This window comes from Pseudomonas purpurea (assembly GCF_039908635.1).
Lineage (GTDB): Bacteria > Pseudomonadota > Gammaproteobacteria > Pseudomonadales > Pseudomonadaceae > Aquipseudomonas > Aquipseudomonas purpurea.
The window spans coordinates 2,828,806-2,841,324 of sequence record NZ_CP150918.1; the positions used below are offsets into that span (position 1 = coordinate 2,828,806).

Below are 12,519 nucleotides of genomic sequence, written 5' to 3' on the forward strand. Positions count from 1 at the left end.
CTTTTGTAATTGTTCGCTGGTGGCTTCTCGCAGGGCGAAAAAGGGATAGTTATTACTAGCCGGCTTGAGTGTGTAGTGTTGATTTTTTGCTGCGTAAAAATATTCATGAGGCTAAATAGTTTTCTAGTGCCCGTTGTGCGACAGATACTAATAAAATACTCATTGATGAGGTGATAGCATGAAAGGAACTCAACACTCTACTCTGGCAGATATCCCTTGTGACTGTGATAATGATCCGATCGGATGTTTGCGGCATATGTTTGTTGACGTTGTACAACGTGGGCGAATTGAAAAAGGTCAGTGCCCAGCGAAGCGTCCTGTTTTTCTTCGACTACATGGAGTAGCAGCAGGGCGACTTGAAGTGGTACCTGGTCTTCCTGAAGCATATCGCGTTGGAATATTTTCCGGACCTGCGAGTTACCCAGCTTGGGTACGGTTTTCCAGTGATATCCCAGATGGATACCCAGATCTCAAGACGACGGTTGGCCTTGGAGTAAAGCTGTTTGATGTTGCTGGCGAAAAAATGCTACCGCTTGATAAACATGCGCCGACGGCTGATTTTGTATTTCAAAATCATGATGTTTTTTTTGTTAAAAATGCACGTGATATGTGTAGTTTCACAAAGGCGTCAATGACAGGGAAAGAGGAATACGATAAATGGATAGAGGAAAACCCGGAAACTGACATTGTTCTTAAGGCAATGGAGAAGCGTGTACCGTCAGCGTTGACTGAAAGCTTCTGGAGTGTGATTCCATTTCGCTTTGGTATGGGGAGGTACTGTAAGTATAAAATTGAACCGGAATTGGATTCTGTATGGCCTGAGCCTAATTACGAGGATCCGACCTATCTGAAGACCGATATGGAACGCCGTTTAAGTAGCGGTGAGGTCCGTTATCGTTTTCTAATACAAATGCGGTTAAATCCTGAGTCAATGCCACTTGATAATGCGATGGCTCGCTGGGATGAGAAGCTTTCACCTCCTCAGCATGTAGCAACCCTGATTTTACCAAAACAAGATATCACCGCGCGAGGGCAGGCCGCTTATGGCGAAGAACTTGCGTTCAACCCTTGGCGAACCCTCAAAGAGCATGAGCCTGTTGAGAGTCTCGCGGAGGCTCGTAAGGTTATTTATCAGGCGTCTGCCGAGTTACGACACAACGTAAACGGTCAACCAAGGGGAGAACCGGAGATTCCGCGGCCTGAAACTGTGTGGCCAGCGGGTAAAGACAGTGTAATTGTTCGAGCGGCTATTCATCCAGGTATTGGTATTGCGCGTGTCGGCAATAGCAAAGCCTCGGATGGCTTTTATATCGGACCAGAAGTCATTGAGCCAATGCCTGCGAAAGCCAGTGATATGCGTGATAGCAACGGTGCACTTAAGCGACAAGCTGCCCGCTTTAGAGTTTACGGTTACAACGCCGCTGGAGAGGTCGTTGGTGAGTTAACCAGCGATACGGCCACTATCACCTGGCAGGTACACCTGGCGAATCGCAAGGCACAGTGGTACCAGTTTCAAAATGCGCTTGATATTCCTGAAGCGGCTGAGGACGCGTTTCCACTGCGCAATGCTGATATCAAAGGAGCGGCTCGAAGTGGTTTAGCCATTGATCCGGGGGCTCGCAGCATTGCGGGTAAAGAAACAAGTGGTGTGGAGTATCAGTTCAACACAGGGGAATTCCAAGGAACCGTTGTGGATCTTGGGGAGTTGCGGACTGATCCTGTAGGGCGACTTCTAGTGCTGGGCGGATATGGGGTTTCTGCTTCGCCTGCGGGGAAACCAATCTATGATCCCGCGAAGCCAGGCAGTTTCAACAATGCCAATGGCTGGTATGACGACACCTCTGATGGGCCTGTTACTGCGACAGTTAGTATTGCAGGTCGAGATGTTCCCGTGGACTCTGCCTGGGTCGTTGTAGCACCACCTAATTTCGCACCTGATATTGTGGGCTGGCGAACGTTATACGATCAATTAACAGATGTATATGTTGAAGGCGGTGGGCTGCCTTTCCCTGAAATGGCTTCTTTTACCCGTGACGTGCTGCCAGCCCTGAGCCGGCTAAATAACTTGCAATGGGTGAATAAGGGGTTCGCCACGATGTTCGGGCAAGGAGGGCAGTTCAACTTTAGTGATCCAACCTTGATTGCCAAGCTTGCACACAGACCGTCTTCTGGTGAGCCGGACACCTACGAAGAGCTACGCCGGGTGGTTTTCAATGCCTTTCGACCTGCCGACACGCAGGTAAACGAACCTCGGACCTGGCCCTTGGCTTTATGGTGATGCCTATGGCTCATTTGATCATTCGCCTAAGGATGATTTAGCGTTGTCGGACGTTCGCTCCAGACTTTTACAGCTCTGGGTGGAAGGTAAATTTGAGAACGACTGGAATGCCGATTATGAGCCACCTCGACTCCTGAGTCAGGTCGATCTCTCTGAACAACCCGCGATGTTGGATCAGGCAGCACTTCATTTTTGCCTTGCTGATGCGTTCCACCCAGGATGCGAGTTGACTTGGCCCATGCGTCACGGTTCTCTCTACCGAGCGCCTTTTCGGATCCGTGAGCGACCCGCCAATGACCCAGTACCAGAGTACGGTAGCAAGCTGACTCAGAAAATTGTTATGGAGCCTGGAGGCCCTCTGTATGGCCAGCAACCTGGTGATTTGTCACGATGGATGGCTCTGCCGTGGCAGGGGGATACAGTGTTCTGCCGCTCCGGGTACGACCCTGAATATGATCCTTACATCCCTTCGTTCTGGCCCGCTCGAGTCCCCAATCAAGTGCTTACCGAGGCGGACTACGCCACAGTAATGGACTCATCTTTGCCACGAGAAGAACGTATCGCGGCTTTCAATAATCGCCTGTCGTGGCTAAGAGGATTCTCGGGTTCCGGGCCACAACAAATGCTGCAAATGGTGAGCGAGTTCGGTGAGATGGGCTTAGTGGAGGCAAAGCCCGGCGAACAGAATGATCCTGACATTCCACCTACGATCTTCGTTGAGTCACTTAAAAGCGGGAAAGAGTTGCCCACACTACTGGAACTGGATGCGTCGGTTGTTCCTGGTTCGGCAGAACACTGGCTGCGTAAGGCAGGCTGGCAAAGTAAAGAGCAGTTGGAGGAGTTCCGACGTATCGTGAGCAGAAAAGATGTGCCTTGATGTTTTGATCGTTGGGGCCGGACCTTCGGGAGCAGTTTCAGCCCGGGTTCTGGCTCTGGCGGGGTATCGGGTATTGCTGGTCGATGACGTGTACTCCTCCAGTAAAAAGATCGGAGAGAACCTGATTGGGGCCGCGAGGCCCCTACTCCGTGATCTTGGGTTGTTGCCTTGGGTTGAGCTTAGCGAGCCGGTGAGTTGCTCGGGAACGCTTGCTGCCTGGGGGGAAGACGTTCTGCGATCGAACGATTTCATTCGTGATCCGAATGGAATGGGGTGGAGTCTTGATCGATCTAGATTTGATGCGTGTTTACGTGACGCCGCCATTTCCGCAGGTGCTGAGTGGCGCAAGGTCAGGCTGAACGCAGTTGAGAAATATTCAGGTGGATGGCGAGCAACGTTGAATGATGGTGTGGTATCGCCACGCTGGATTATTGATGCCAGTGGGCGGCGCAGCATACTGGCACGGCGTCTTGGTGTGTCGAGGCGGCAAGATTCCGATTTGGTCGCACTTTACACCTGGTGTCAGAACCGAGATCAAGAAACACGTACGGTGGTTGAGTCGAGCCCACGTGGATGGTGGTACACCGCAACATTACCTCACGAGAGGCGTGTTGTGGCACTGCATGTCGGTACCGCGGATGCTTCGCGCCTTATGCGAAATCAAAGTGACTGGTCGGATCTGTTGGCAGCAACACAACATATCCGCAGCAAATTCGAGCCGACTACCCAAGCTCCGTTGTTCAGTACCGATGCGAGCGGAAGCTGTTTAGATTTATGGAGCGGAGAGGGATGGCTTGCTGTGGGGGATGCTGCGTTAGCGTTCGATCCGCTGTCATCACAAGGCATTTTCAACGCTCTTTACACCGGTTTGCGCGGAGCCCAGGCGGTTATTGGGGCTCTAGCCGGCAGTAAGCAGGCGCTGACAAAATATTCGCAGCAATTGATAGCCATTCGCGAGGGCCTATCTTCAACAGGTTGCTCATTTTTATAATGCGGAGCGGCGGTGGAGGGATCAACCATTCTGGGGTGCCAGGTGCTAGGCTCTGTACGAAAACTGCCTGCGAGTCGATCATGCTGCGTTAAAAACAGGCTCGGAATGCTCATTTACAACCCGTAAACTCCGCTTCCTCGCCTGTTTTTGCCTTGCCTGATCGCCACTCGGCGACTTTTCGTACAGACCCTAGCGCTATTTGAGATTGCCGCAGCACCGTGGATCGCAGGCAGGGATTTACTCCGGGGTGCCATCATCACCGCCAGCGTCATCTTGATGAACTCCTCATTTCGGTCGATCGCTTCCAAGGCGCCACGTACGTTGTCGGCGACATAGGCCGATCCTCGCTGCTCCACCCAGTTTGAAAGCTCCAGGATGGCAGCCTCAAGGGCGAGCTGATTTTCGTTGAGCTTGAACAGCAGAATTCCGGTGGTGCTTAAGATGCATAAATCAGCTCTCGGAGGAAATGATTGAGTCGTGACTGGATTCAGCAGCCAGTTTCAATCGGTCAGCTTTACTAATGTATTTAGACTTGCTTGGCGGTGCCAGTTTGGCACTGGCCTTTTTGGCGTGAGCCTTTAGTAACTGCTGTATTTTTTTACGACGATTCATGTTTTTCTACTCGGCCTGTCAATTCTTGAATGATATCAGCTTAAATATTGGACCCGCTCCCTGTGGTGCGTTCTTAGCGCATAACGTTGGAAGCAAGCGGTGAATCGCCCTGCTTGCCCCCATTGAGTGTCCGCTTCTAGCTGTGGATTCAACCGGTCGGTCTGAGTTTGCTATCGCGAGTCCTCCACGGAGGCTGCAGCGTAGCAGTATGAAATGTTGAAGCGAAAGGGGGGATGCGCCCTGTTGCTTTCGACGATGGAGCGATCGGTGAGTAGTGGTGTCGGCCCATTGTGACGCGAGAGACGTTGCTTTTAACGGAGGCCGACAGGGTCAATGGCCCAGCCGGTCTCCGCTAAGTGTTACGACGTCAATGGCCGTTTTCAGGCGGTCATTCAATGGTCGGTATGTAGTCGATGTACGCTATTTGTTCATTATTCTGGTAAACATCAACGGCTGAGTAGTGCACGGAGTTAGGAGGCATGACCCGATCGTACTTGACTTGTATACAGCTCAGTACTTGAGGCCACACGCCGGGTTGTTGGAACAGATGCAGGTCCAGCATGAGTATTGACGGGTTAATGCCCTGCGGTACTCGCATGGTCAGATAGGCCTTGATGCCTGGATTGGCAACTTCCACATCACCCACCACATGCAGGTTGTCCGGCTTCGGTGGCATCGCGTTCAACCAGGCATGCCAGTTTTTGCAGTTAGTAGTCATTTTTCTACTCCTTGAGAAATGAAACTCGAAGCGTGGAGTACGGCTGTTTCGAATGGCGCTTCGTAGACCATCGAATTCGAGGCGTAATGCCCAACAGCATGAGGTGCCTGGCATCTCGGATAGTTTTGCGGTGCGCTGAGAGCTGATCAGAAATCCATGTTTAACAGGTGTAGACGAGGAATGGGCAGTCGCTCATGGGCTTGGACGAGTGGTCGTCAGTCTGCTTGCCTTGTCGCTGACAGATTTGCGCTCTAAACGAGATTTCCTCGTCTCGGCTCCCGCCATTCTTAAGGGGCTGTTTACGGGATGAGAGGGACGAGGGGCGATACTTCAGATGCAGTGACGTGAGAACGCTCGGTGTGGTGCTACAGCAAGCCATTGGTCGAATAGCCTTGTACGCATCAGGGGCCCGGCTAGACTCCGTTCTTAGAAGATATTTCCCGCCGGAAACCGGGAAGTGTAGACGGAAGAAACCGAAGTAACCAAAGGGGAGTACCGTGTCGACATAGGCTTACACGGAAACGACTCACCCGTTATACGGACATCACGAGGCTAACAGGAGTGCCAACCATGATCATCATTCCACAACGCACCATTGATAATGGAAGTGTTATCTATCTTCGCGGAGATTCAGGTAACTATATGTCGCGTATGGGGGCGACAGGGCTTGAGCTTTCCAAGGAAGTAGCTGATCAATATTGCAGGCTCACCGTTACACTGATACAGATCGGTACAGTCAAGAAATTAGCGCTTCAAGGCGATACAGGCAAATTTATGTCTCGCATGGGGGCGACAGGCCTTGAACTCTCCAAAGACTCCATTGATCAATACAGTCAGTTCTCATATTCGATTGATCCTGCAAGTGGTCAGATATCGCTCCAGGGAGATACAGGCCTATACATGTCGCGTATGGGGGCGATGGGGCTTGAACTCACCAAGGAAAGAATTGATAGGTACTCGCAGTTTCTTGTCGTCAGCCAGGGGTAAGGGTGTGCCTATGCAGATAGCTCATCTGATCGCTTGAAGGAAAGCCCAGCCCAGTGCTGGGCTTTCTTGTTTCCGGGATTGGGATAGACATAACGAATCGGTGAGCCCGTGTACTCACCTTGATAAGTCCCAGTAGGGTGCCTGGGACACATCATGGTTGTCCCTGTTCTTGCCTTCGTCGGAGCCAAACGCTTGTTTCGCGCACTCAAAGTGCGACCGTCGGCCGCGCTCTATCTGCAAAGACTGGTCTTGAAGTGCTCACCCAACGATTCCCGCGTAGCCGGGCTGACGTTCCTGCTGCCAGGGTTGGGAGAGGTGGGAGCTGGCGGGATCGACTACAGTTGAGCGATCAACCAAAAGGAGGTGGGTATGAGTATCACTGTCTGTTCGGTCTGCGGTGAAAGCGCTGAAAAGGCTTGCCCGGTGGGCGACTTCGACGATCTGAAATGCCCGCACTGCGGCCGTTACTCCGTCAACCGCAAGCTGATTGAGGAAATGACTGCGATGAGGCAACGCTTTCACATTTTGCGCACCCAGCAGTACCTGGCGATCCACTCCAGGTCTGGAAGAGTTCCCGCACTCGATCGACTTGAAGCAACCATTCATGAGCTGATCGTAGCGAGTCCACGGCATATATGAAGGGCTGTTTGAGCGGTGGACTCACCCTGGCGCCAGCCCTGATTTGATCGGCGCGCCGGGGGGGTGATCAATTCAGTCATCGAGCGTCCGCTGGTTATTCTGGCTGACGCTCACCTCACCGTTTCGGGTTTTGTGTTGTTCCTGAGGTACACTCTGGCGCCTCTAACAGGCCGTTGATTTACATTCTATGTTGTGGCGCGGAGTGGCTCAGGGAGAAGCATGGTTATCGTTGGCGCTCTCTTGCTGGCAGTCGTTTTTTTCTATCTGCTGCCAATGGTTCTATTGATATTTTATGGGGGGTTAATTAGTAGAGCTTCATCCACTGTTCGTATCGACTTTGACGTCGCAAAAGTGTCGCAAAGCTTCCGGTTTCCCTTGTTGATCGGGATCGTGCTTTTGCTCTCCATGTCGTTTGTCCATTTGCGCTTTCAGGCGTTTCCGTTGTTTGCACTCTATCTTTTGGTACAGGCAGGGCTGACGTTTGGGTTTGTATTACGAATGTGCTCGACATCTATAGCCGCGAAACGTGCTGATGTGCCTGTGGTGGCCAGACTCTTTTGCGCAATGGTCTTGACGGTGCTGTCATTGATTTCCCCCTTTGTGTTAGCGATTGCCTGGGGCCATCATTACGCCTGACCTCCGTGCAAACCTCTGGTTACTCGCTGCCTGAACTGCGCTCTCGAAAAAGTTGATGTTGGCATTCAGTGCCAGGCCGGTTTCCGGACCTGATTGGCAGTTTAGGCGTCGTGGTCAACGAACCCATGGTTTTGGCCGACCAGGGGGCCTTAGGTTCTGTACGAAAACTGCCTGCGTGTCGATCATGCTGCGTTAAAAACAGGCTCGGAATGCTCATTTACAACCCGTAAACTCCGCTTCCTCGCCTGCTTTTGCCTTGCCTGATCGCCACTCGGCGACTTTTCGTACAGACCCTAGCTGACCTGTCCTCCCGTTTCCGCGAGATCCACTTGCGTATTCCAGGCCGTCAGCGCGGCAATCCGCAAGCCCTCCGCCAGTATCTCCAGCGCCAGCGAGGGTTGTCCCGGTGCACTGCGCGCGGCCTGTTCGGGCAGGTAGGGCACGTGGATGAACCCGCTGCGCACTGCCGAATCGGCGAGTGCGTGTTGCAGGCTGTAGAACACCTGATTGCACACAAAGGTACCGGCGGTTTGCGACACCGAGGCTGGGATGCCCACCGCACGCAGCGCCCTGACCATGGCCTTGATCGGCAGTGTGCTGAAATACGCAGCGGGACCGCCGGGCACCACGGGGCTGTCTATGGGCTGGTGGCCGAGGTTGTCCGGGATGCGTGCATCGTTGATGTTGATCGCCACCCGTTCAATGGACAAATCGCTGCGCCCAGGAGCCAACCCGATGGCGATGGCCATCTGCGGACGATGCTCGGCGAGCAGTTCATTCAAGCAAGCGCCCGCGTTGGCGAATGCGCAGGGCAACTGACGGGCGATGATCCGTACATCGTCGCCCAGTTGGGTGCCATCGAGCAGGCGCACCGCTTCCCAGGAGGGGTTGATCGTGTCTTGATCGAAGGGCTCGAAACCCGTCAGCAGCACAGTACGCATCATTGCCTCACATCAGCAGGTAAAGAAGAACGATATTGACCACCAGCATCATCAACGCGGTAGGCATCTGAGCCTTGATGACGGCGTTCTTGTCGGGCAGTTCCAGCAGGGCGGCCGGAACGATGTTGAAGTTCGCGGCCATCGGGGTCATCAGCGTGCCGCAGTAGCCGGAAAACATGCCGATAGCCGCCATCACCGCCGGGTTGGCGCCGTAAATACCCACGAGTACCGGCACGCCGATGCCGCCGGTCATGACCGGGAAGGCTGCGAAACCATTGCCCATGATCACGGTGAACAACGCCATGCCCAGCACATAGACCATCACCGCCACCAGCCGGAAATCCAGGTTGATGTAGGTGGTGGCAACGTGGGCCACGGCGCTGCCGACGCCGGCCTCGTTGAAAAGCAGCCCGAGCATCGCCAGCATTTGCGGCAGAACCATGGTCCAGCCGAGCGCTTCGGTCAGGCGTCGGGATTCGCGCAAGGCCTGCAACGGAGTGTCGCGGGTCAGCCAGCACGCCAGCGCCAAGGCAATGAGGCAACCCAGGCCCAGGGAAACAAATGTCGTGTTTTTAGGGTCAAGCAGCGGTACGCCGCCAATCTCCGTGTGTTTGAGCAGCACCGAGCCGATCACGGTGGTCAGAGGAATGGCCAAGGCCGGGATGAACAGCTTATGACCCAGCCGACCTGCACTGGCACGGGCCGCTTTGACATGTAGCTCGGCATGAGCGCCTCGGCCCTACGCCGCCAAGGCCGGCGATGACCGCCATCAGCACCACGCCGACGCCCACGGCCACCGAGGGCAGACGATCGCCGATCAGGAAAACCACGGCGAACAGCAACCAAAAGAGGCCACTGGACCAGCGTTTGGGATGGCTGCGGTCAGCCAGGGTCATGCCGGCGGTGATCAGCAACAAAACCCCGGCCAGCCAGTACAGGTATTGAATGGAGATGATCATTGCGCGGTCTCCGCCGGGTAGACATGGCTGTCAGTGGTCGAGAGTTTGCGGGTCAGCATTCGGTCAAACCGGTGCAGGCGCACAGCGTGAATGATGAAGGCGCAGATGGCGGTAGGAATACCCCAGAAAGCGATGTGTAGAGGTTCGACATCAATGCCTGACCCCAGAAGGAAGGTGTGCATCAGCGCAATCGCGCCGAAGGCGACAAAGATGTCCTCACCAAAAAACAGGCCCACGTTGTCGGTGGCGGCGCACATCGCCAGAACTTTGTGGCGAAGCGCTTCCGGCAATTTTCCGTAGCGTTTTTCAGCGGCACCTTCGGCCATTGGCGCCAGGAGCGGGCGAACCATCTGTGGGTGGCCACCGAGGCTTGTCAGGCCCATGGCAGCGGTGCTTTCACGCACAAACAGGTAAATGATCAGCAGGCGCCCGACGGTGGCCCGTTCGAAACGAGCGATCCAGTTTTGCGCATGCAGGCGCAAGCCATGGCGCTCCAGCAAGCCGATGACGGCTAACGGCAACAATAAGATCAGTTGCAAGGCGCGGGTTTCGATGAAGCCATCGCCCATGGTGGCGAGGATCTTTTCCAGGGAAAAGTTAGCAGCGAGCCCCGTGGCAATAGCCGCGGCGGTCACGACAAGTAGCGGATTGAAGCGCAGCACAAAGCCGACCACGATGACGAGCACGCCTATCAGCGGCCATAAGTTCACAACAGTTTGCATGGAGTTGAGGTCCTTAACTGCGTGCTGCGGCGCCAGAAAAGCTGAAGGTGAAAAGACGAGGTCCGTCAGGTTCGCTTCTTGGGATTGGCGTGCAGCCCGACTCGATTTTTTATTATTGACCCAGAAGGTCGCGCGTCAGTGGCGAGCATCTTTGCTGCCACACGGGGACGCGTCCAACAAATAAACTTGTTGCTGCAGAACAAGAAAGTTTATGGGGAGTCGGCGATTGTCGGAGTGCCGCAGTGATTGGCTTGGCGATCAAGGCGTGAGGTGAATGACCTGCGTTCGCTTGTCAGTCCTTGATGCTGTTTGATGGTGCGTGACTGAAGTGGCGACGCCGGTGCTATGGGGCTCAGTATCCTTGAGTCGGTATCTATTGTTGTAGATCCCTCCCTTGGCTTTGCTCTTCGTCAGGTCCGCAAGCGTTGGCTTGTCAGTTGATACCCAGTCGTACATTTCAATCAAGGTCACCGAATTGGCCCTTAGAATTTCGTGGACGTAGCACGCATGAAAACGCTCTTCGATTTGAATCGAGACAACGTCCCCAGCTCTCCAGAAGGTGAGGTCTTTAGGTAGCGTCGGCCGACGCTGCAAGGATGAGGGTTTCTGCACAAGACACGCTTTGGTCGCTTCACTACTCCTGTAAAAGTCGTCAGAAAGTGCAACGCTTTTGTTGAGCCGATCAATCATGTTGAGGGCATTTTCTGTGATTGCCTCGTCGTGTATTCCGTACTTGTGCAGCAGTATGGCCAGTGCAAGTGCTGCTTTTTGTGTGTAGAGGAGAGTGACGTCTTCCGTGTTCGCTTTCAGAACGCAGTTCCAGCGCAACAGCATTTGAGAACTCACGCTGGAGGTAATATGCGCCTGATCGGGTACAAGCCCTTTGGGGCCAAGCATTGCCCAAGGATTCAGTCTGGAGACGTCCTCATCCATCGCATCGACCAGGTCACTGGCGGCCAGCTTGTTCAGAGTTTACTTATGATTCATTTCGTCACGGCCACTTTATGGTGTTACGCGTTAAATACCCGAAACAACCCAAGGCCGATCATCACCGTTGCAAATACCAGAATATGATTGATCTGGTTCTGCTTGAAGACATAGACCTTGTCATCGCTTTGCGCATAGACCTTTCCCGTCAGCGCGATGGTGATGGCTGCCGGGGGAAATAACAGCAGTGTAATGAGGACGAACCAGCGCTTTCTGTACCAAGGTAATTGATCGTAAGGGGTGTTGATTCTATGAAAGCGTTTAATGTCCATATTGATTTCCTGATTGCAAATAGATATCCCAAGTGTGTGATCACGCTTTAGGGGGGTAAAAATAATCGAAGGGCAGTGCCGTCACGCGTTGACGGCGGCGTGAGGGAGCAATGAGTTAGTTGAGTTCTGTGAGCTCAACGATTCAACCTTTCCATGACGGCAAGCATCTTGTTTCGCTGGAGAGCCCACTCATCTTTTGTGATTCCCAGCAGAACCACATCGATACGTGCACCGTCCTTGATGATGTTCTGGCGACGCACGCCTTCTATTGAAAACCCAAACTTCTGGTGCATTTTGATCACCGACGCGTTTGTTTCCAGCACTTCGCAATTAAGCTTTTCAAGTCCGGCATTGCCGAATGCGTAATCAAGCATCCAGAACTCAACACGACTGCCAATGCCTTTACCTTGAAGTGATGCGTCAAGGTAAAACGCCCAGTCAGCGGTATGGTGAGTGGCGTTGATGGCGTTCAGCGAAACAACACCCAAGGGCTCACTGCCGCTCATGGCCACAAATACTTCCTGCCTGGTATTTCCGTGCAGGGATCTGAGCCAGTGCTCGTGCTCGGTCTCGCTGATCTCGTGTGAGGTGTACATATATTGGCGCACACCTTCCTGGTTTCGCAGCTCTCTGACTTTCGCTTGAATCTGTGCTGAAGCCTCCAGGATGGGAAGAAAATGCATCGCTTGCTCCTTGTCGGGTGAGTCTTCAGCACCACCAATGCCATTGAGGGTTGAAGGCCCTCGGTTGTCGTTGTTGGCCGTTTTCTGAACGCGTCGCCAGGAGGTTTCCCTTTCAGGCAGCTCAAGCGCAATCAAATAGTGTTCTTTTGAAAGTGGCACTGATTGGCGACAAAAGATCGCCATTGTAGGCCAGGTCGCGAATCCGATATAGCGGTGC

Annotated in this window: 12 protein-coding genes and 3 pseudogenes; 6 read left to right on the forward strand and 9 right to left on the reverse strand. The window is 53.6% G+C overall.

All coding sequences use genetic code 11. From position 1 onward, the window contains the following. Positions 1-178: 178 nt before the first annotated feature. The 3 genes and pseudogenes from AABM54_RS12765 to AABM54_RS12775 all read left to right on the forward strand — a co-directional run bounded on the left by AABM54_RS12765 (position 179) and on the right by AABM54_RS12775 (position 4,146). Positions 179-2,278 (forward strand): LodA/GoxA family CTQ-dependent oxidase, encoded by a 2,100-nt coding sequence (locus AABM54_RS12765; RefSeq protein ID WP_347906006.1) that lies wholly within the window; start codon positions 179-181, stop codon positions 2,276-2,278. Positions 2,279-2,312: 34 nt separating this feature from the next. Next, positions 2,313-3,155 (forward strand): annotated as a pseudogene (locus AABM54_RS12770) (LodA/GoxA family CTQ-dependent oxidase); the annotation flags it as partial. Next, complete coding sequence (locus AABM54_RS12775; RefSeq protein ID WP_347906007.1) at positions 3,145-4,146, forward strand: NAD(P)/FAD-dependent oxidoreductase; 1,002 nt, start codon at positions 3,145-3,147, stop codon at positions 4,144-4,146. The pseudogene AABM54_RS12770 and the gene AABM54_RS12775, both read left to right, overlap by 11 nt. A 245-nt stretch (positions 4,147-4,391) precedes the next feature. Here the strand turns inward: AABM54_RS12775 and AABM54_RS12780 are convergent. The 3 genes and pseudogenes from AABM54_RS12780 to AABM54_RS12790 form a co-directional block, all read right to left on the reverse strand. Next, positions 4,392-4,589: pseudogene (locus AABM54_RS12780) on the reverse strand (hypothetical protein); the annotation flags it as partial. Positions 4,590-4,596: 7 nt separating this feature from the next. Then, positions 4,597-4,758: a DUF2986 domain-containing protein gene (locus AABM54_RS12785; RefSeq protein ID WP_347906008.1), complete on the reverse strand. Its 162-nt coding sequence runs from the start codon at positions 4,756-4,758 to the stop codon at positions 4,597-4,599. 388 nt (positions 4,759-5,146) lie between these two features. After that, on the reverse strand, positions 5,147-5,476 hold the full coding sequence (locus AABM54_RS12790; protein WP_347906009.1) for a hypothetical protein: 330 nt from the start codon (positions 5,474-5,476) through the stop codon (positions 5,147-5,149). A gap of 570 nt (positions 5,477-6,046) precedes the next feature. On the opposite strand from AABM54_RS12790, the gene AABM54_RS12795 reads away from it, so the two are divergent. The 3 genes from AABM54_RS12795 to AABM54_RS12805 all read left to right on the forward strand — a co-directional run bounded on the left by AABM54_RS12795 (position 6,047) and on the right by AABM54_RS12805 (position 7,738). Beyond that, entirely contained in the window at positions 6,047-6,463 is a 417-nt protein-coding gene (locus AABM54_RS12795) for a hypothetical protein (RefSeq protein WP_347906010.1), read from the forward strand. Between the two features lie 369 nt (positions 6,464-6,832). Then, the gene (locus AABM54_RS12800; RefSeq protein ID WP_347906011.1) at positions 6,833-7,102 is read left to right on the forward strand and encodes a hypothetical protein; all 270 of its coding nucleotides are present in this window, start codon (positions 6,833-6,835) and stop codon (positions 7,100-7,102) included. Between the two features lie 219 nt (positions 7,103-7,321). Further along, entirely contained in the window at positions 7,322-7,738 is a 417-nt protein-coding gene (locus AABM54_RS12805; RefSeq protein WP_347906012.1) for a hypothetical protein, read from the forward strand. Positions 7,739-8,031: 293 nt separating this feature from the next. Here AABM54_RS12805 and pcp read toward each other — a convergent pair whose 3' ends face one another. From pcp to pseH, 6 genes and pseudogenes are all read right to left on the reverse strand, one after another. Then, positions 8,032-8,679, reverse strand: a complete 648-nt coding sequence (gene pcp, locus AABM54_RS12810; protein ID WP_347906177.1) for a pyroglutamyl-peptidase I — start codon at positions 8,677-8,679, stop codon at positions 8,032-8,034. 7 nt (positions 8,680-8,686) lie between these two features. After that, positions 8,687-9,638: pseudogene (locus AABM54_RS12815) on the reverse strand (DUF979 domain-containing protein). Beyond that, positions 9,635-10,360: a DUF969 domain-containing protein gene (locus AABM54_RS12820; protein ID WP_347906013.1), complete on the reverse strand. Its 726-nt coding sequence runs from the start codon at positions 10,358-10,360 to the stop codon at positions 9,635-9,637. The pseudogene AABM54_RS12815 and the gene AABM54_RS12820 overlap by 4 nt, the downstream one beginning before the upstream one ends. Positions 10,361-10,618: 258 nt before the next feature. Then, positions 10,619-11,293 carry a hypothetical protein gene (locus AABM54_RS12825; protein WP_347906014.1) on the reverse strand — a complete coding sequence of 225 codons (675 nt, stop codon included), beginning with the start codon at positions 11,291-11,293 and terminating at the stop codon, positions 10,619-10,621. 77 nt (positions 11,294-11,370) lie between these two features. Further along, positions 11,371-11,619, reverse strand: coding sequence for a hypothetical protein (locus AABM54_RS12830; protein ID WP_347906015.1), 249 nt, complete (start codon positions 11,617-11,619; stop codon positions 11,371-11,373). A 134-nt stretch (positions 11,620-11,753) separates the two neighbouring features. Further along, positions 11,754-12,302, reverse strand: coding sequence for a UDP-4-amino-4,6-dideoxy-N-acetyl-beta-L-altrosamine N-acetyltransferase (gene pseH / locus AABM54_RS12835; RefSeq protein ID WP_347906178.1), 549 nt, complete (start codon positions 12,300-12,302; stop codon positions 11,754-11,756). Positions 12,303-12,519: the final 217 nt, after the last annotated feature.

Excerpts from the sequence above, each read along its gene's own strand:
- AABM54_RS12825 (WP_347906014.1), bottom strand. The coding sequence starts at position 11,293 with ATGGATGAGGACGTCTCCAGACTGAATCCTTGGGCAATGCTTGGCCCC.
- AABM54_RS12830 (WP_347906015.1), bottom strand. The coding sequence starts at position 11,619 with ATGGACATTAAACGCTTTCATAGAATCAACACCCCTTACGATCAATTA.
- AABM54_RS12795 (WP_347906010.1), top strand. The coding sequence starts at position 6,047 with ATGATCATCATTCCACAACGCACCATTGATAATGGAAGTGTTATCTAT.
- pcp (WP_347906177.1), bottom strand. The coding sequence starts at position 8,679 with ATGCGTACTGTGCTGCTGACGGGTTTCGAGCCCTTCGATCAAGACACG.
- AABM54_RS12805 (WP_347906012.1), top strand. The coding sequence starts at position 7,322 with ATGGTTATCGTTGGCGCTCTCTTGCTGGCAGTCGTTTTTTTCTATCTG.
- AABM54_RS12800 (WP_347906011.1), top strand. The coding sequence starts at position 6,833 with ATGAGTATCACTGTCTGTTCGGTCTGCGGTGAAAGCGCTGAAAAGGCT.
- AABM54_RS12785 (WP_347906008.1), bottom strand. The coding sequence starts at position 4,758 with ATGAATCGTCGTAAAAAAATACAGCAGTTACTAAAGGCTCACGCCAAA.
- pseH (WP_347906178.1), bottom strand. The coding sequence starts at position 12,302 with ATGCATTTTCTTCCCATCCTGGAGGCTTCAGCACAGATTCAAGCGAAA.
- AABM54_RS12790 (WP_347906009.1), bottom strand. The coding sequence starts at position 5,476 with ATGACTACTAACTGCAAAAACTGGCATGCCTGGTTGAACGCGATGCCA.
- AABM54_RS12820 (WP_347906013.1), bottom strand. The coding sequence starts at position 10,360 with ATGCAAACTGTTGTGAACTTATGGCCGCTGATAGGCGTGCTCGTCATC.
- AABM54_RS12765 (WP_347906006.1), top strand. The coding sequence starts at position 179 with ATGAAAGGAACTCAACACTCTACTCTGGCAGATATCCCTTGTGACTGT.
- AABM54_RS12775 (WP_347906007.1), top strand. The coding sequence starts at position 3,145 with ATGTGCCTTGATGTTTTGATCGTTGGGGCCGGACCTTCGGGAGCAGTT.